Origin of the sequence: Pseudomonas sp. UBA3149 (genome assembly GCF_002364655.1) — a bacterium.
GTDB lineage: Bacteria > Pseudomonadota > Gammaproteobacteria > Pseudomonadales > Pseudomonadaceae > Chryseomonas > Chryseomonas luteola.
The window spans coordinates 141392-157471 of sequence record NZ_DEYV01000026.1 but is presented as its reverse complement, the minus strand read 5'-3'; the positions used below and the strand labels follow the sequence as shown (position 1 = coordinate 157471).

The following is a 16080-nucleotide window of genomic DNA, read 5'->3' as shown; positions in this document are numbered from 1 at the left end:
CGATGGCCTTAGCCTTACCTGGCTTGGAATTAGTATTCAAATACAACGCAGCCCCCTTAATCAGCGTACGAATCGTTGAACGACGCATGGCCATTCACGGATAAGCAGTCGTCGGACTGACAAGATCGCGAATGATTCCGCACAAAGCGTGTCGGTCGTTCCAAACTGCGCAATCATAGACACTTCCAGAAAACCTGTAAGAGTCTGTTGCTCAAATAGATAATAAAAATGTTACCGGACCATCATTGGTCAGTGAAACTTGCATATCGGCCCCAAAACGACCTGTTGCCACATGGGCATGGCGGTAACGCGCAAGTCCTACCAGATGCGAGAACACCGCCGCGCCCTGTGCAGGTGGCGCTGCGGTCGAGAAGCTCGGACGCAAACCACTTTGCGTATCCGCCACCAGCGTAAACTGCGAAACCAGTAGCAACCCACCTCCTGCATCCGTAAGCGAGCGATTCATTCGCCCTTCCGCGTCCGAAAAAACCCGGTAATTAAGAACCTTGTGCAGCATTTTTTCGCAAGTTACTTCATTGTCCGTCGGCTCTATGCCCACCAAGGCCAGAAGCCCCTGGTTGATCTCACCGACTATCTCACCGTCTACCTCTACACGCGCCTGCGTGACGCGCTGTATAAGGACTTTCATTCAGCCTCCGGGGGAACATCGAGCAACTGTCGTGCCATAGCATCGGTTGCGCGTACCAAGGCATCACAGATGCCCGGTTCGCCACCGGCATGACCAGCGTCGCGCACGATTTGCAGCTCACTATTAGACCAGGCCTTGTGCAAGGCCCAGGCATTATCCAGCGGACAGACCACGTCATATCGTCCATGAACGATGACACCGGGAATATGGGCGATCTTGGGCATATCCCTGATCAATTGGTTGGGCTCAAGAAACGCATCGTTGACAAAGTAGTGGCACTCTATGCGCGCAATGGACAATGCGTGCTCTGAAAATCGCTCGACCACATCAGGATTTGGTCGAAGCGTCGCCGTGCGCCCCTCCCAACAGGACCAGGCTCTGGCAGCGCCCATCTGGGCAATTTCATCAGGGCAACTGAGCCGCTTGTAATAGGCCTGCATCAGGTTGCCTCGCTCCTGTTCAGGAATCGGTGCGAGATAGTCTTGCCAGTAGTCGGGGAACAGACGGCTCGCCCCATCCTGATAGAACCAATGGAAGTCCTCAGGCCGACATAGAAAGATGCCTCGAAGGATCAGGGCATGTATACGATCCGGGTGCGTCTGCGCATAGGCCAGCGCCAGAGTCGATCCCCAGGAGCCGCCAAAAAGTACCCATTTTTCAATTCCCAGATGCTCACGGATACGTTCCATATCAGCAACCAGGTCCCAGGTTGTATTGCGCTCCAGACTGGCATAAGGGGTTGAGCGCCCGCACCCACGCTGATCGAATGTGACAATCCGGTAAAGACCTGGATCAAAGAACCGCCGGCTCAACGCGTCGCAGCCTGCACCGGGTCCTCCATGAATGAACAGCACAGGCAGGCCATCCGGTGAACCGCTTTCGTCCAGATAAAGGACATGAGGATCATCTACAGCAAGTGTGTGGCGGGCGTATGGCTTGATTTCCGGATAGAGGCTGTGCATGTTACTCCCCTTCGGGCTTGTCAGTGGCGATAAAGCATCGTCGTATTTGTCCGTGCTATAGCCATCATAGCGCTAACCTAACCAGGAAAAGGAATTCTCGTGATGCGTTTGACCACCTGTCTGCTCATTTCTTCACTTCCGTTATTTATCGTGGGCTGCAAAAGCGATCCTCAGCAAGCACTCGACAAGGCAGCTGATCAATTGCAAGCCAGCCTGGAAGCCAAGAAAACCGGAGCGGTATATGAACAACTGCACCCACAGTTTCTGGCCCAGCAACAGAACGATCGTGCGTGGGCCCGCCAAACCATGGCAGGTATGTTTCTAAAATATCGCAATATCCATATCGTTACCTTCCGCAAACACAGTCAGATCGATGCCACTTACCAGAACAAAGGCTATACGGATGCCGAGGTAGGCATGACAGGGGCTGAAGGCCTTCTGCCTGATGCGGCCCGCCACTACAGTGTAAGGCTGGAGTGGTGGAAAGAAGGCGACGACTGGAAGCTGGCGCGAGCGGATTGGCAGTAAATGATTGTTATACCCCACGTGTACACTCACGTACGAGACACACTCATTCTCTGATCGGAACGTTTCCATGTCTTCAGCCGACTCTGTACACCTGCTGATTATCGATCCACAAAATGACTTTTGTGATATTGCGGATGCTGCGCTTCCTGTCCCAGAGGCAAGTGCTGATCTCCGAAAGGTTGCCAGCTTAATCCACATGTGGGGACACAGGCTGGACGCCATTCATGTCACGCTGGATTCTCACCAACCCTTGCACATAGCGCATCCGTCCTGGTGGCAGGATGCCAAAGGGCACTCCCCTCCTCCGTTCACGGTTATTTCTGTGGATGATATCGAGCAGGGCCGCTGGACAGCCTGCGTGTCGGAAAAGCAGAGCTATAGCCTTGAATATGTGAAAGCTCTGGCCGAGCGTGGGCGATATCAGTTGACCATATGGCCGGAGCATTGCCTGATCGGAAGCTGGGGGCATAATGTCTATACGCCCCTGCTCAAAGCACTCAATGAATGGGGCAGGACGCGCTTGAAGACGGTCCATTACATTCCGAAGGGCAGCAATCCCAACACAGAGCATTACTCCGCTATTGCCGCTGAAGTGCCAGATCCTGACGATCCAGGTACACGATCCAATACCCATCTGTTGAATCAACTGGAACAGGCTCAGACTGTACTGATCGCCGGCGAAGCCCTCTCTCACTGCGTCGCAGGAACCGTAAGAGATATCGCGGATCACTTGGGCGAGACCAATCTTCACCGCCTCGTGCTGCTCACCGACTGCTCGCATGCAGTACCCGGCTTCGAACATCTGGCGGAATGCTTTATTGAAGAAATGAAGACCAAGGGCGTCAGATGCCTAACCAGCAAAGAGGCTGAGCCCCTACTCGCCGCGTCATAAGACGTACATAACGATCGGCCATCGCTTTGTGCAATGGCCGATACGCTTTATTTCAACTCATACAGACCGGTATAAGTTGCGGAGGCGATCTGGTTCAGATGCGTCATGAACCGTGCTACTGCATTGGTAGCCTCTGCCGGCACTGGCAGGCTTTCGACTGCCAGCGCATGGATTTGAAAGATATACCGGTGCGCTTTATCGCCTTTTGGCGGCGCGGCACCACCAAATCCAACGGTCCCATAGTCATTGCGCAGCTGTAGAGCCCCTTTTGGCAGCAGGCTTCCATCCGCGTAGCCTGCGCCTTCCGGCAAGTTTGTGACATCGGCAGGTATGTTCACCACAACCCAGTGCCAGAACCCGCTGCCGGTTGGAGCGTCGGGATCATACACCGTCAAGGCGAAACTCTTGGTTCCCGGCGGAGGATTCTCCCACATGAGCGCAGGTGAAATATTTTCACCCGATACGCCAAAGGCCTCAACATCAAATTCCTGGCGCTTTGACATCAAACCATTATCAGCGAACGCATCGGTCCACAGGCGAAACTCCGAATCGGCCATGCTTGCCCCCTTTAGTTGGATGACTGGCCTCGCCAGACCAGCCTGGATGTATCAAATCCTTTGGCTTTAGCAATGCCAAGGAAGGTATCGCGCTGCTGCTGGGTGATCTCGGCTGAGCGAGATAGGAACCAGAGATACTTGCGATCAGGGCTCCCTACCACGGCATTATGGTATTCAGGGTCAATATAAAAGACCCAATAAGGGCCCTTGGCTATATTGGGAAATACGCCGCTGAACCAAGTATCGAAGCGCACTTCCAGTCGGTCCGTTACACCAGGCTTCATTGGCGAGGCAACACCGGTCGCCTGATCCCAGTCGCCAGACTTCGTCAGACAGCGATTGAGCACCGCAACATTCCCATCGTCACGCAGATGGTAATGCGCCTCGGACTGAACGCAGCTGCGCTGGAAAAACATGGGCAGGCGCGCCTGCTCATACCATGTCCCCTGATAGCGCTTCAGATCAAGCGAACCGACGGTTTCAGGCGGTGGTGTCTTGGTCGAACTGGCACAGGCGACCAACAATCCTGCCGCGCCAGCCAGTAGTAAAAGCTTGGTAGATGTTTTCATCGCAACCCCTGTCCTGCATACATGACAACCTTGTCGTTGACATACTGCACGCTGATGAACGCGGAAGACTGATCACCCCATGTGCAGCTTGATAACCCCAACGCACCGGAACACTCTGTAGGCTTGCCCAATAGTTCTTCGACTTCGGCCTTGGTTTGGCCAGCCTTGAGCCGATTGTAATTTTCCTGATTGATCTTGCTGCAGCTGATCAGCCACAAGCAGCTCAGCATCACTGCGAACACGCGAAACTTCATTCTGACTCCTAACCTGGACCGGAGGGCTGACACCATCCTCACTCTCTGATGAACTCCTGACCAAGCCCTTTCAAATGCCCGTTGTCATCTATGGTCCAGACTTCAGAAGTAGGCGGCATATCGACGCGCAGCCCCTCATCGACCAGGGTAGCACCATAGGTTTGCGGGGAAAGCGCATCGCCCGTGACCGTCACACGCCATGCGACTTCCTCCGGCGCGATTTGTAACTTGACCTGACCTGTATTGAGACTTTTCCACTTGCCTTCAAAATCGTCATGACTGCCACAACCGGCGAGAAGAACCGATGTAAAAAGCATCAGTAAGAATGATTTCATAACAGTCCCCATCTCCCTCAGCAGCATTTAGAACCTAACCTTATACAAGGGGTTCGGTATTTCCGGGCAATAAAAAACCCCGCTTGAGGCGGGGTTCGCTTTTGAAGCAACCCTTAGGCAGCGATCTTGCCCTTGAGCTTGTTCATTGCATTTTTTTCGAGCTGACGAATACGCTCAGCCGATACGTTGTACTTGGCAGCCAACTCGTGCAGTGTAGCCTTGTCTTCAGCCAGCCAGCGCTGGTAGAGGATGTCACGGCTACGCTCATCCAGGCCTTCCAACGCCTCATGCAGATTGGCCGAAGAGTTATCGCTCCAGTCGGACTCCTCCAGCTGACGAGCCGGATCGTAGCGATTGTCTTCAAGATACTGCGCGGGCGATTGGAACGCCGTATCGTCGTCTGCATCGGAAGCCGGATCAAAAGCCATATCCTGGCCCGTCAGACGACTTTCCATTTCGCGTACTTCACGCGGCTCGACGCCCAGCGTGCTGGCAACCGCCTGAACCTCGTCATTGTTCAGCCAGGCAAGACGCTTCTTTTGGCTACGCAGGTTGAAGAACAACTTGCGCTGGGCCTTGGTAGTAGCCACTTTCACGATGCGCCAGTTACGCAGGATGAACTCGTGTATCTCAGCCTTGATCCAGTGGACGGCAAACGATACGAGACGGACACCCATTTCAGGGTTGAAACGCTTTACAGCCTTCATCAGGCCGACGTTACCTTCCTGGATCAGATCTGACTGGGCCAAACCATAGCCCGAATAACTTTTGGCAATATGTACGACAAAACGCAGGTGCGCGAGCACCATTTGCCGTGCCGCCTCTAAATCCTGGTTATAGAAGAGGCGTTCGGCCAGTTCGCGCTCCCGCTCCGGCGTCAGCATGGGAATGCTGTTCACAGAGTTGACATAGGCCTCCAGGCTAGCGCCAGGAACCAATGTTGGAACAGGTTGCAGAGAATTGGTCATGCGAATCCTCCGATTCACTTATGCACAGGGCAGTGTATCACTGAAGAATCAGACAGAAAACAAGACTAACAGTTCCCCAAAAAAGAACCTATAGCCTTTAAAATCAATCACTTAAATAGTCACTATCAATCAAATCGATAGCTTTACATCATAATTTGAGACAGTTGTTTGATTCATGAATCGGCGCCCTTATCGGGGCGCCAACTCTCTCAGATGGCGAGCCACCGCCAGCCAGGCGCCAATGTAACCCAGCAGTATTGCACCAATAAGTAACTGGATGCCTTCATCCATGGACACGCTGGCCAGCGCAAAATCGCTGCCGTAAAGACCGGCCAGCTCGATGACAGCCTCGTTAAGCCAGTTCAAGCCAAAAGCCAGTAGTGCCCAGGCTGCAATACCGGCGCCTATCCCATACATGGCGCCCATGTACAGGAAAGGTCGCCGCACATAACCGTCAGTACCGCCTACCAACTTTATGACCTCGATTTCGGTCCTGCGGTTTTCGATGGCCAGACGAATTGTATTCCCGATGACGAGTAGCAGGGCTACGATCAGAACGATTGTAAGCCCAAACACGAACCGCTCACCCAGCTTCAGAATGGCGGTCAGTCGCTCGACCCATTGCATATCGAGCTGTACCTGCTGTACGCCAGATAGCTCAGCCAGACGACTGCGCAGCATGTCCAGCCGACCTTTATCAATCTCCTGCGGCGTCACGGAGATCACCGAAGGCAACGGATTTTCTGGCAGTTCCTTCAAGGCTTCGCCCAGACCAGCCTGCTGTTGAAGCTCTTGCAGAGCCTCGTCACGTCCGATCCAGTGCACCTCACTGACATCAGGTAGCGCTGCAATCTGTTCCTGTAATTGCTTGCCTTGAGCTTCGTCCAGATTAAGGTCAAGAAAGACAGAAATTTGGGCCGCGCGCTGCCATGAGCCGCCGAGCCGCTCCACATTGTTCAGCAGCAGCGATACACCCATCGGCAGCGCAAGGGCAATTCCCATAACCAGGCAGGTCAGAAAGCTTCCGATCGGCTGTCGGCCCATCCGCCACAGACTGTCACGCAAGCCAATAAGATGCGCTTCGAAATAGGCATGTAACGGGCTGCGCCAATCCTGCTTCGGCTTGGCTGTCTTGCGACGTTTGGGCTTTTCCGGTTTTTCACCCTGTACGTCGCCGCGTGGAAGTTCCTTGGCACTCATGTAGGACTCTCCTCATCCCCGATCAGACGGCCACGCTGCAGCGTCAGCATACGATGACGCAGGCGTGCGATCAGGGCATGGTCGTGGCTGGCAATCAGTACAGTGGTGCCAAGGCTGTTGATGTCCTCGAACACACCCATGATTTCGGAGGCAAGCCGCGGATCGAGGTTACCGGTTGGCTCATCCGCCAGCAGCAAGGCTGGTCGATGTACGACAGCCCGCGCGATCCCGACGCGCTGTTGCTGGCCGGTAGACAGGTCCGACGGATAGTCTTCGAGCTTGTCCTTCAGGCTGACCCGCTCCAGCGCCATGGTCACACGTTTGGCAATCTCGGCCTTGGACAACCCCAGGATCTGTAGAGGCAAGGCTACATTGTCGAACACGGTACGGTCGAACAGGAGCTGGTGGTTCTGAAACACCACACCAATCTGACGACGCAGGAATGGAATCTGCGCATTGCTGATCCGCGAAATATCCTGTCCAGCCAGCGAAAGCTTGCCACTGGTGGGTCGCTCCATCGCCAGGATCAGGCGCATCAGGGTGCTCTTGCCGGCACCGGAGTGACCGGTAATGAACAGGATCTCCCCGCGCTCCGCACGGAACGATAACTCATGCAAACCGATATGCCCGTTCGGGTAACGTTTACTGACCCGATCGAAATGAATCATGTCGTCTCCCGCTCAGCGAACAACGCTCGAACGAAGGGCTTGGCTTCGAACTCACGCAGATCGTCAATGCCTTCACCTACACCGATGTAACGGATAGGCAGGCTCATCTGCTTGGCCAGCGCGAAAATGACGCCACCCTTGGCAGTACCGTCGAGCTTGGTCAGCGCAAGGCCGGAGAGCGGAACGGCAGCATGGAATTGCTTGGCCTGATTCATGGCGTTCTGGCCGGTACCTGCATCCAGCACCAATAAAGTCTCATGCGGGGCGGATTCGTCCAGCTTGCCAATGACGCGGCGCACCTTGCGCAGCTCTTCCATCAGGTTGTCCTTGGTGTGCAGACGACCGGCCGTATCGGCAATCAGAACATCGACACCGCGAGCCTTGGCAGCTTGTACAGCGTCATAGATCACCGAGGCGGAGTCAGCGCCGGTATGCTGTGCAATCACTGGAATGCGGTTACGCTCCCCCCAGACCTGTAACTGCTCGACCGCTGCGGCACGGAACGTATCGCCAGCGGCCAGCATGACCTTCTTGCCCTCAAGCTGGAGCTTTTTAGCCAGCTTGCCGATGGTCGTGGTTTTGCCAACACCGTTCACGCCAACAACCAGAATAACGAAGGGTTGAGTAGCCTTATCGATAACCAACGGTTGCTCAACAGGCGTCAACAAGCCAGTTAACTCTTCCTGCAATGCCTGATAAAGCGCCTCGCTGTCAGCAAGCTGTTTACGCGCTACCCGCTGGGTGAGGTTTTTCATGATGGTGGTCGTCGCCTCGACACCCACATCCGCCATCAATAGCCGGGTCTCCAGCTCATCGAGCAAATCATCGTCGATAGCTTTCTTGCCCAGAAACAGGCTGGCCATCCCTTCGCCAATGCTGGCGCTGGTCTTGCTCAGCCCTTGCTTGAGGCGAGCAAAGAAGCCCAGTTTTGTCGGTGCCGCGGGCTGTGGTGCCTGCTCCGGTTCCGGTTCTGCGTCTACTCCTGGTTCTGGCTCAGGCTCCGGCTCTGCAATCGACACGACAGGCTCGGCTACTGGCTCAGGCTCAGGCTCAGGCTCAGGCTCAGCAACAGGTTGGAGCTCAGCCGTCCTCGATTCATCCAGCCGCTCGGGCTCAATGAATACAGGCTCAACAGGCGCCAGCATAGCAGGCTCAGGCTCTGGCTCAACTGCAGGCGCTTGCAGAGAAGGCTGCACCGTTTCAGGCTGGCGTGGCGGCTCAACCGGCTGCGCCTGAATCGGCTCCGGCTGAAAGGTTTTTACGCTTTCGTCCTGCTCGGCTACCGGTGCGGGTGCCTCGGTTTCCTCAGCAGGAGGTAGCTGGGTTGAAGGAATAGCGTCAGCCGGCTCGGGGACCGGCTCCGGGTGTACTACCGGCTCGACAGCCGTTTCTGGCTTAGCCTCGGTTGTCTCCTGCGGCTTCTTGCGAAACCAACTGAAGAACCCTTTCTTTTCCCCTGCGGGAGGGGACTTTTTATCGTCGGAACCAAACATGCAAAGGTCTATCTCAAGGGGCGGGCACGCTGTGGCAAATCCATAAAGATGTGCTGCCAGGCGTGGCCGGCATGAAAAGGGATGCGTATCCTAGCACCTCATCGCTTGCTGGCGCTAAAGACCGGCAAGCCCTGGAATGAGTTCATAGATTGATGACAGTCTTCTCTCGACGTACTACTGGTCTGCTGTTCAGCCTGCTCTGCGCGCCGCTTACCGTCCTGGCCGCCGAGACCCAACCCACGCACGAATACACACTCGACAATGGTTTGAAAGTCGTTGTTCGGGAAGATCATCGTGCTCCTGTCGTGGTTTCACAACTCTGGTACAAGATCGGCTCAAGCTACGAGACGCCCGGATCGACCGGCCTTTCCCATGCCTTGGAACACATGATGTTCAAGGGCAGCAGCAAGATGGGTCCTGGAGAGGCCTCCCTGGTTCTGCGTGATCTCGGAGCAACCGAGAATGCCTTCACCACGGACGATTACACGGCCTATTACCAGGTGATGGCCAAGGATCGTTTGCCTGTGGCGCTTGAGCTCGAAGCCGATCGCATGGCCACCTTACGCCTACCTGCCGATGAATTCAGCCGCGAGATAGAAGTCATCAAGGAGGAGCGTCGCCTGCGCACTGACGATCAGCCAATGGCACTGGCCTACGAGCGTTTCAGCGCGGCGGCCTACCCGGCCAGTGGCTACCGCACGCCAACCATTGGCTGGCCTGCTGATCTTAAACGCATGAACATCGACGATCTGCGGCACTGGTATCAATCCTGGTACGCGCCCAACAATGCGACCCTGGTTGTAGTGGGCGATGTGACCGGAGAAGACGTAAGACAGATGGCTCAACAGTACTTTGGCCAGATTCCCAAGCGGGACCTGCCACCTGCCAAGCGCCCGCTTGAACTCCAGGCACCAGGTGAGCGCCGTCTGATCCTTCCCGTTCGTACGCAAATCCCCAGCCTCATGATGGGATTCAACGTGCCCGGTTTTGCCAGTGCAGAGAATCAACGGGATGTGCATGCCTTGCGCCTGATCTCAGCGCTGCTCGATGGTGGCTACAGCGCCCGTCTCTCCACTCAACTGGAGCGTGAGCAGGAGCTGGTTACCGGCGCCTCGGCCTCATACGAGTCCTACACTCGCGGCGACAGTCTGTTCATGCTCAGCGCCATGCCCAACCTGCAAAAGGGCAAGACCCTGGCAGATGTCGAAGCCGGCCTTTGGGCGCAACTGGATGCGCTCAAGCAAACGCCACCGAGCACTGCCGAACTTGAGCGCGTCAGAGCGCAGGTGATCGCCAGCCTTGTCTATGAGCGCGACTCAATTACAGCCCAGGCCAGCAATATTGGTCAATTGGAAAGCATCGGCGTGTCCTGGCACGAGATGGATAACGAGCTTGCAGATTTGCAATCTGTCACTCCGGCTGATCTACAGCGTGTTGCACGCACTTACTTCACTCGCGATCGCCTGACAGTTGCCCACGTGATTCCCGAGACCCAGACACAGCAGGAGGCTCGCCCATGACCGTCCGCTTTCCTTATGCATGGGGCACCTTGCTCAGCCTGACGCTGCTTGGCGGCTGCCAGAACACTTCTCCTGTGGCAGACAGTGCAGCGGCTCATCCCAAATTGGAATCACTGCAGGCGCTGAGCAAGACAGCTCCGGTTGCCCGCAAGCTCGATATCCAAAGCTGGAGAACTCCAGAAGGCGCGCGCGTTATGTTTGTGGAAGCCAATGAGCTGCCCATGTATGACCTCCGCCTGACATTTGCAGCCGGTAGCAGCCAGGACGGCAACACACCAGGCATCGCCACGATGACCAATGGCATGCTCAACGAAGGCATTGCCGGCATGGACACCACCGCGATAGCCATCGGCTTCGAAAATCTGGGTGCCAATTTCTCAAACGGTGCCTATCGCGACATGGCCGTTGCCGGGCTGCGTACCTTGTCCGACCCGACTAAAAGTGACCCGGCGCTCGATCTCTTCACCAAGGTGGTAGGTCATCCTACGTTTCCTGCCGCCCCGCTGGAGCGTATTCGCAATCAATTGTTGACCAGCATCGAATACAAGAAACAGGACCCCGGTGCTCAAGCGGGTGATGCGCTGATGAAACAGCTCTACGGCAGTCACCCCTATGCGCACCCCAGCATGGGTACGGCTGAATCACTGAGGTCGATCACACCTGCTCAGTTACGCGCCTTTCATCAGCGTGCGTATACAGCAGGCAATGTCGTCATCGCGCTAACAGGTAATCTGACCCGCCCCCAGGCCGAAGCCATTGCCGCCAAGGTATCCCGCGCTCTACCCAAGGGCCCTGCCCTGCCGTCGGTAGCCAAGCCGCAACCACCTAAACCGGGCGTTACGCATATCGAGTTTCCCTCGCAACAGACGCACCTTATGCTGGCCGAGCAGGGAATTGACCGCCGGGACCCTGACTACGCCGCGCTATATCTGGGTAACCAGATCCTGGGTGGGGGCGGGTTCGGCACTCGCCTGATGACAGAAGTCCGCGAAAAGCGTGGATTGACCTATGGTGTTTATTCCGGCTTTACGCCGATGCAGGTCGCGGGGCCCTTCACGATCGGCCTGCAAACCCGAGCCGAGATGAGCCAGAACACATTGGGGCTTGTGCAGAACATCGTCCGCCAATACCTCAAGGAAGGGCCGACACAGAAGGAGCTGGATGATGCCAAGCGTGAAATATCAGGCAGCTTCCCGCTCTCGACCGCCAGTAACAGTGCGATCGTCGCCCAGCTCGGCATGATTGGCTTCTACGACCTGCCACTCGACTTTCTGGACACCTTTATGAAGCAGACGCAAGCCGTGACTACGGATCAGGTGCGCGAAGCCATGGCCCGGCATTTGAATCCTGATGGCTTTGTCATCGTGACGGCAGGCCCAACCGTTGCTCAGCAACCCTTGCCAGCGCCGGTTGAGCGCGGCAATACACCGCCTCCCAGCGTACCGGAGCATTGAGCATGGCGCAGAGTAAAGGTAGCAGCCAGCTGCGTATCATTGGAGGCGACTGGCGCAGCCGACGCTTCAGCTTTCCAGAAGCACCAGGGCTCAGACCTACGCCTGACCGGGTTCGCGAGACGCTGTTCAACTGGCTGATGCCCCATGTACCCGGCGCACGGGTACTGGATCCGTTCCTGGGCAGTGGTGCGCTATTGCTTGAAGCGCTGTCCCGGGGTGCCAGTCAGGCGCTGGGACTGGACTTGAATCCCGCAGCGGTAGGCTCGCTGCGCGGTCATCTGGCGTCACTCGGATGCACCAATGTCCAGGTCGTACAGAACGATGCCCTGCACTACCTTCAGCACAATGAGGCCACGCCTTTTGACGTAGTGTTCCTTGACCCGCCCTTCCAGAAAGGTCTGCTGGAGCCCGCCTGCCAACTGCTCGAGGAGCAAGGCTGGCTGGCTAGGGATGCATGGATTTACACTGAAAGCGAAAGTCAGCCCTCATCGCTTCCCATGCCCGCCAACTGGCACCTGTACAGGGAAAAGAAGGCGGGAAGCGTGCATTACGCGCTCTGGCATCGAACCGCGTAACGGGATGCCCATGCACCCTATCGTGGAGGACCTATCAGCTCAGGCAGATGCTTTCCGGCCCGCTTGGTGGCTGCCAGGTCCTCACTTGCAGACTTTATGGGGATCACTCTGGCGTCGTCTTCCCCTGATGACGCGCCCACGCGAGCGTATCTGGCTGGACGACGGTGACTTTCTCGACCTTGACTGGTACGGACCGGAAGATCCTTATGCGCCGCTGGTACTGGCTATCCACGGACTGACAGGCAGCTCTTCGTCACACTATATTCTGGGTTTGCAACTGGCACTTGCCGAGCATGGCTGGGCCAGCGTTGGATTGAACTGGCGAGGGTGCTCAGGCGAGCCGAACCTGTTACCGCGGGGCTACCACTCAGGCGTCACCGAAGACCTTGCCGCTGTTATCGCCCACCTTCAGGCCAAGCGCCCTTTGGCACCGCTCTATGCTGTTGGCTACTCGCTTGGCGGTAACGTGCTGCTCAAGTACCTGGGCGAAGCAGGCTTGAATTGCCCACTCCAGGCGGCTGCCTCCGTGTCGGTTCCTTTCCGGCTCGACCTTTGCGCAGACCGTATCGCCATTGGATTTTCCCGCGTGTATCAGGCGCACTTCATGCGAGAACTGGTGAGCTATGTAAAGCGCAAGCGAGAGGCTTTGCAGCAGCGCCAGCAACACGACCATGTAGCCTCGCTGGATGCCTTGGGTAACCTGGAGGACATGAAGAGCTTTTGGGATTTTGACGGGCGTATCACCGCCCCGCTCCACGGATTCAAGGATGCTCACGATTACTACCGGCAGGCATCAAGCCGTTATTACCTGAAAGACGTCCGAATACCGACCCTCATGATTCAAGCGGAAGATGATCCTTTCATTGGACGCGAAAGCCTACCAACCCCAGGAGAGCTATCTAATACGATATGCTTCGAGCGCCATGCTCATGGAGGGCATGTAGGCTTTGTCGCAGGTACATGGCGAAACCCTGATTACTACCTGGAGCGCCGCATACCGCAGTGGCTCTTGTGGCAGCAGGAGAGACTGACATAGACGTGGCGGCTATAGCCGATCAGCGAACGCTATCCGCGTCAGATGAAAACAGGCAACCCGAGAAGGCTGCGTTTTTCGACAATTTTTTCTACACTCCTCAACGCTTAAAGCTCACCTTTGATGAATACCAGGCCACTTATCCACCTTTCGACTTGGACATCTGATCTGGCTGAGCTACCATCCAAGCCCCCACGGACCGTAAGGACGCCGCGATGAATCGAGTGCTGTACCCGGGAACCTTCGACCCGATCACCAGGGGTCATGGTGATCTCGTCGAACGCGCCTCACGTTTGTTTGAGCATGTCGTCGTCGCCGTAGCAGCCAGTCCGAAGAAAAATCCGCTGTTTCCGCTGGAAAGGCGGGTAGAGTTGGCTCGAGCGGTTACGGCACACCTGCCTAATGTCGAGGTCATTGGCTTTTCTTGCCTGCTGGCCAATCTCGTCAAGGAGCAGAAAGCCACGATCCTCCTGCGAGGATTGCGTGCTGTTTCGGATTTCGAATTCGAGTTTCAGTTGGCCAACATGAACCGTGTGCTGGCGCCTGACGCAGAAAGCATGTTTCTTACTCCGTCGGAAAATTACTCCTACATCTCTTCGACGCTGGTACGTGAAATTGCAGCACTGGGTGGCGACGTCACCAAGTTCGTGCACCCGCTTGTCAAGGAAGCGCTGGCCGAACGTTTCAAGCCAGCCCCTTGAAATTTTGCCGTTAGGGCACATATATCGGCGCAGACGTGCACCACGCGCGCCGATAAGGCACAATTCGCGTTTACCTTTTCTGTATCGCCGTCATCCGTGAGCGGCGGGAGCAATTCATGTCCCTCAAGATTACTGAAGACTGCATCAATTGCGATGTATGTGAGCCTGAGTGCCCTAATGGTGCCATCTCTCAGGGCGAAGAGATTTATGTGATCGACCCGAACCTCTGTACCGAGTGTGTAGGCCATTACGACGAGCCGCAGTGTCAGCAGGTTTGCCCGGTGGATTGCATCCCGCTCGACCCGGAAAACGTCGAGAGCAAGGAAAAACTGCACGAAAAGTATCTGAAAATCAGCGGTCAGGCCTGATCCAGGCTATTGGCAGCGCGACACTATCAGGTATTTACAGGCGCCATAAAAAAGCCGGTCAATTGACCGGCTTTTTTATGGGATTCAGTCCGACTGGCCATATCCTGTGCGGGTACAGCCCAGGCAACGAACAAAAGCAGCCTTACCCGGCTCAACGACCAAGGCCCTGCCCGCCTCGCCTACATTACCGCCTGCAGCGGTAAAGGGCAGACTGACCACAAAGGCACCCGCGCCAATAACAGTGGCAGCAATCAAAAGCGGCCGGGCAATCAGCAGATCACCGATCATCGAAAAGGCTTTTGGTGCATTAGCTTGGTAGTTCGGATCGCCACTGACATTGTTAACGGTTTCCGTCTCATAACCCGAATCGGCTAGTGCCGGTGCGGCAGCACTCCATAAAGCCATGGAGAAGGCCAACGTGGTGGCCAATGCGCGGAACGGGCTCATACTTCTGTCCTTTAAGTGAGAGGCGATTAACCATTAACTATAAGCACCACCTCTCGACTTGTCAGTGACCTTTCACCTGAAGATCAGGTCATTCCGTCAGAGTTCTGGTCTTTCCCTTATGCCGATAGGCCAGAACCATCAGGAAGGCCCCACCCAGAATCATCGGTACGCACAAGACCTGTCCCATCGTGAGCCAGCCCCAGGCCAGATAACCCAGCTGCGCATCCGGCATGCGGACGAATTCCACGAGGAAACGGAAAATGCCGTAACACAGGACGAAAAGCCCTGATACCGCCATTGTTGGACGTGGCTTGCGTGAGAAGAACCAGAGAATAACGAACAAGGCGACTCCTTCCAGCGCAAACTGATAGAGCTGGGAAGGATGGCGCGGCAACTGGGCCGGATCGCTGAAGGGCGGAAAAATCATTGCCCACGGCACATCGCTCGGCTTGCCCCACAGTTCGGCATTGATGAAGTTACCAATCCGCCCGGCGCCCAGGCCGATTGGAACCAGCGGGGCGATGAAATCCATCAGCTCGAAAAAGCTCTTGTTGTTGCGGCGACCAAACCACCACACCGCCAGAATTACGCCCAGCAGGCCGCCATGAAAGGCCATGCCGCCCTTCCAGACCTCAAAGATCAGCGTGGGATTGGCAAGGTACTCATCCAGGTTATAGAAAAGGACATACCCCAACCGTCCCCCGATGATGACGCCGCACGCCACCCAGAAGACCAGATCCGAAAGTTTGTCTTTGTTCCAGGTGGGATCGAATCGGTTCAAGCGACGTGAGGCCAGCAGCCAAGCCCCGCCAATACCAATGAGGTACATCAGACCGTACCAATGAATCTTGAGTGGACCGATCGCGACCGCTACCGGGTCGATCTGTGGATAAGGCAGCATTACGAC

At 56.0% G+C, this 16080-nt stretch carries 20 protein-coding genes; 8 read left to right on the top strand and 12 right to left on the bottom strand.

What is annotated here, in order from left to right:
• Positions 1 to 211: 211 nt before the first annotated feature.
• Together dtd and pip are read right to left on the bottom strand one after the other, a co-directional pair.
• The gene (dtd, locus tag B3729_RS15320; protein ID WP_010797007.1) at positions 212 to 649 is read right to left on the bottom strand and encodes a D-aminoacyl-tRNA deacylase; all 438 of its coding nucleotides are present in this window, start codon (positions 647 to 649) and stop codon (positions 212 to 214) included.
• Complete coding sequence (pip, locus tag B3729_RS15315) at positions 646 to 1611, bottom strand: prolyl aminopeptidase (RefSeq protein WP_286788299.1); 966 nt, start codon at positions 1609 to 1611, stop codon at positions 646 to 648. Before pip ends, dtd begins: the two co-directional genes overlap by 4 nt.
• A gap of 102 nt (positions 1612 to 1713) precedes the next feature.
• On the opposite strand from pip, the gene B3729_RS15310 reads away from it, so the two are divergent.
• The gene (locus B3729_RS15310; protein WP_010797005.1) at positions 1714 to 2139 is read left to right on the top strand and encodes a hypothetical protein; all 426 of its coding nucleotides are present in this window, start codon (positions 1714 to 1716) and stop codon (positions 2137 to 2139) included.
• Between the two features lie 67 nt (positions 2140 to 2206).
• On the top strand, positions 2207 to 3031 hold the full coding sequence (locus tag B3729_RS15305) for an isochorismatase family protein (protein ID WP_286788298.1): 825 nt from the start codon (positions 2207 to 2209) through the stop codon (positions 3029 to 3031).
• A gap of 47 nt (positions 3032 to 3078) precedes the next feature.
• Here B3729_RS15305 and B3729_RS15300 read toward each other — a convergent pair whose 3' ends face one another.
• The 8 genes from B3729_RS15300 to ftsY form a co-directional block, all read right to left on the bottom strand.
• Positions 3079 to 3588, bottom strand: a complete 510-nt coding sequence (locus B3729_RS15300) for a YbhB/YbcL family Raf kinase inhibitor-like protein (protein ID WP_073449575.1) — start codon at positions 3586 to 3588, stop codon at positions 3079 to 3081.
• A gap of 11 nt (positions 3589 to 3599) precedes the next feature.
• Positions 3600 to 4157 carry a lipocalin family protein gene (locus B3729_RS15295; protein WP_150348056.1) on the bottom strand — a complete coding sequence of 186 codons (558 nt, stop codon included), beginning with the start codon at positions 4155 to 4157 and terminating at the stop codon, positions 3600 to 3602.
• Entirely contained in the window at positions 4154 to 4411 is a 258-nt protein-coding gene (locus B3729_RS15290; RefSeq protein ID WP_019363965.1) for a hypothetical protein, read from the bottom strand. The genes B3729_RS15295 and B3729_RS15290 overlap by 4 nt, the downstream gene beginning before the upstream one ends.
• Positions 4412 to 4449: 38 nt before the next feature.
• Positions 4450 to 4746: a hypothetical protein gene (locus tag B3729_RS15285; RefSeq protein ID WP_139208711.1), complete on the bottom strand. Its 297-nt coding sequence runs from the start codon at positions 4744 to 4746 to the stop codon at positions 4450 to 4452.
• A gap of 113 nt (positions 4747 to 4859) precedes the next feature.
• Positions 4860 to 5714 carry an RNA polymerase sigma factor RpoH gene (gene rpoH / locus B3729_RS15280; RefSeq protein ID WP_010796999.1) on the bottom strand — a complete coding sequence of 285 codons (855 nt, stop codon included), beginning with the start codon at positions 5712 to 5714 and terminating at the stop codon, positions 4860 to 4862.
• Positions 5715 to 5903: 189 nt separating this feature from the next.
• Positions 5904 to 6914 carry a permease-like cell division protein FtsX gene (gene ftsX, locus B3729_RS15275; protein ID WP_010796998.1) on the bottom strand — a complete coding sequence of 337 codons (1011 nt, stop codon included), beginning with the start codon at positions 6912 to 6914 and terminating at the stop codon, positions 5904 to 5906.
• Positions 6911 to 7582, bottom strand: a complete 672-nt coding sequence (gene ftsE / locus B3729_RS15270) for a cell division ATP-binding protein FtsE (RefSeq protein ID WP_010796997.1) — start codon at positions 7580 to 7582, stop codon at positions 6911 to 6913. Before ftsE ends, ftsX begins: the two co-directional genes overlap by 4 nt.
• Entirely contained in the window at positions 7579 to 9075 is a 1497-nt protein-coding gene (gene ftsY / locus B3729_RS15265) for a signal recognition particle-docking protein FtsY (protein ID WP_286788297.1), read from the bottom strand. Before ftsY ends, ftsE begins: the two co-directional genes overlap by 4 nt.
• Positions 9076 to 9227: 152 nt before the next feature.
• On the opposite strand from ftsY, the gene B3729_RS15260 reads away from it, so the two are divergent.
• From B3729_RS15260 to B3729_RS15235, 6 genes are all read left to right on the top strand, one after another.
• Complete coding sequence (locus B3729_RS15260) at positions 9228 to 10595, top strand: M16 family metallopeptidase (RefSeq protein ID WP_010796995.1); 1368 nt, start codon at positions 9228 to 9230, stop codon at positions 10593 to 10595.
• Positions 10592 to 12049 carry a M16 family metallopeptidase gene (locus B3729_RS15255; RefSeq protein WP_286788296.1) on the top strand — a complete coding sequence of 486 codons (1458 nt, stop codon included), beginning with the start codon at positions 10592 to 10594 and terminating at the stop codon, positions 12047 to 12049. Before B3729_RS15260 ends, B3729_RS15255 begins: the two co-directional genes overlap by 4 nt.
• Positions 12050 to 12051: 2 nt before the next feature.
• Positions 12052 to 12624 (top strand): 16S rRNA (guanine(966)-N(2))-methyltransferase RsmD, encoded by a 573-nt coding sequence (gene rsmD / locus B3729_RS15250; RefSeq protein WP_286788295.1) that lies wholly within the window; start codon positions 12052 to 12054, stop codon positions 12622 to 12624.
• A gap of 10 nt (positions 12625 to 12634) precedes the next feature.
• Complete coding sequence (locus B3729_RS15245; protein WP_286788294.1) at positions 12635 to 13660, top strand: hydrolase; 1026 nt, start codon at positions 12635 to 12637, stop codon at positions 13658 to 13660.
• A gap of 212 nt (positions 13661 to 13872) precedes the next feature.
• On the top strand, positions 13873 to 14358 hold the full coding sequence (gene coaD / locus B3729_RS15240; RefSeq protein WP_010796991.1) for a pantetheine-phosphate adenylyltransferase: 486 nt from the start codon (positions 13873 to 13875) through the stop codon (positions 14356 to 14358).
• 116 nt (positions 14359 to 14474) lie between these two features.
• Positions 14475 to 14726, top strand: a complete 252-nt coding sequence (locus B3729_RS15235; protein ID WP_010796990.1) for a YfhL family 4Fe-4S dicluster ferredoxin — start codon at positions 14475 to 14477, stop codon at positions 14724 to 14726.
• Positions 14727 to 14810: 84 nt separating this feature from the next.
• On the opposite strand, the gene B3729_RS15230 is transcribed toward B3729_RS15235, so the two are convergent.
• Both B3729_RS15230 and lgt read right to left on the bottom strand, forming a co-directional pair.
• A complete protein-coding gene (locus tag B3729_RS15230) occupies positions 14811 to 15173 on the bottom strand; it encodes a multidrug transporter (protein ID WP_074823208.1) in 363 nt (120 codons plus the stop codon).
• Positions 15174 to 15261: 88 nt separating this feature from the next.
• Positions 15262 to 16074, bottom strand: coding sequence for a prolipoprotein diacylglyceryl transferase (lgt, locus tag B3729_RS15225; protein ID WP_286788293.1), 813 nt, complete (start codon positions 16072 to 16074; stop codon positions 15262 to 15264).
• Positions 16075 to 16080: the final 6 nt, after the last annotated feature.

Bases quoted from the DNA above. Each gene is read 5' to 3' on its own strand.
- B3729_RS15295 (WP_150348056.1), bottom strand. From the start codon at position 4,157: ATGAAAACATCTACCAAGCTTTTACTACTGGCTGGCGCGGCAGGATTG.
- B3729_RS15310 (WP_010797005.1), top strand. From the start codon at position 1,714: ATGCGTTTGACCACCTGTCTGCTCATTTCTTCACTTCCGTTATTTATC.
- lgt (WP_286788293.1), bottom strand. From the start codon at position 16,074: ATGCTGCCTTATCCACAGATCGACCCGGTAGCGGTCGCGATCGGTCCA.
- B3729_RS15245 (WP_286788294.1), top strand. From the start codon at position 12,635: ATGCACCCTATCGTGGAGGACCTATCAGCTCAGGCAGATGCTTTCCGG.
- B3729_RS15305 (WP_286788298.1), top strand. From the start codon at position 2,207: ATGTCTTCAGCCGACTCTGTACACCTGCTGATTATCGATCCACAAAAT.
- rsmD (WP_286788295.1), top strand. From the start codon at position 12,052: ATGGCGCAGAGTAAAGGTAGCAGCCAGCTGCGTATCATTGGAGGCGAC.
- B3729_RS15300 (WP_073449575.1), bottom strand. From the start codon at position 3,588: ATGGCCGATTCGGAGTTTCGCCTGTGGACCGATGCGTTCGCTGATAAT.
- B3729_RS15255 (WP_286788296.1), top strand. From the start codon at position 10,592: ATGACCGTCCGCTTTCCTTATGCATGGGGCACCTTGCTCAGCCTGACG.
- ftsX (WP_010796998.1), bottom strand. From the start codon at position 6,914: ATGAGTGCCAAGGAACTTCCACGCGGCGACGTACAGGGTGAAAAACCG.
- rpoH (WP_010796999.1), bottom strand. From the start codon at position 5,714: ATGACCAATTCTCTGCAACCTGTTCCAACATTGGTTCCTGGCGCTAGC.
- pip (WP_286788299.1), bottom strand. From the start codon at position 1,611: ATGCACAGCCTCTATCCGGAAATCAAGCCATACGCCCGCCACACACTT.
- B3729_RS15290 (WP_019363965.1), bottom strand. From the start codon at position 4,411: ATGAAGTTTCGCGTGTTCGCAGTGATGCTGAGCTGCTTGTGGCTGATC.
- B3729_RS15230 (WP_074823208.1), bottom strand. From the start codon at position 15,173: ATGAGCCCGTTCCGCGCATTGGCCACCACGTTGGCCTTCTCCATGGCT.
- ftsE (WP_010796997.1), bottom strand. From the start codon at position 7,582: ATGATTCATTTCGATCGGGTCAGTAAACGTTACCCGAACGGGCATATC.
- ftsY (WP_286788297.1), bottom strand. From the start codon at position 9,075: ATGTTTGGTTCCGACGATAAAAAGTCCCCTCCCGCAGGGGAAAAGAAA.
- dtd (WP_010797007.1), bottom strand. From the start codon at position 649: ATGAAAGTCCTTATACAGCGCGTCACGCAGGCGCGTGTAGAGGTAGAC.
- B3729_RS15235 (WP_010796990.1), top strand. From the start codon at position 14,475: ATGTCCCTCAAGATTACTGAAGACTGCATCAATTGCGATGTATGTGAG.
- B3729_RS15260 (WP_010796995.1), top strand. From the start codon at position 9,228: ATGACAGTCTTCTCTCGACGTACTACTGGTCTGCTGTTCAGCCTGCTC.
- B3729_RS15285 (WP_139208711.1), bottom strand. From the start codon at position 4,746: ATGAAATCATTCTTACTGATGCTTTTTACATCGGTTCTTCTCGCCGGT.
- coaD (WP_010796991.1), top strand. From the start codon at position 13,873: ATGAATCGAGTGCTGTACCCGGGAACCTTCGACCCGATCACCAGGGGT.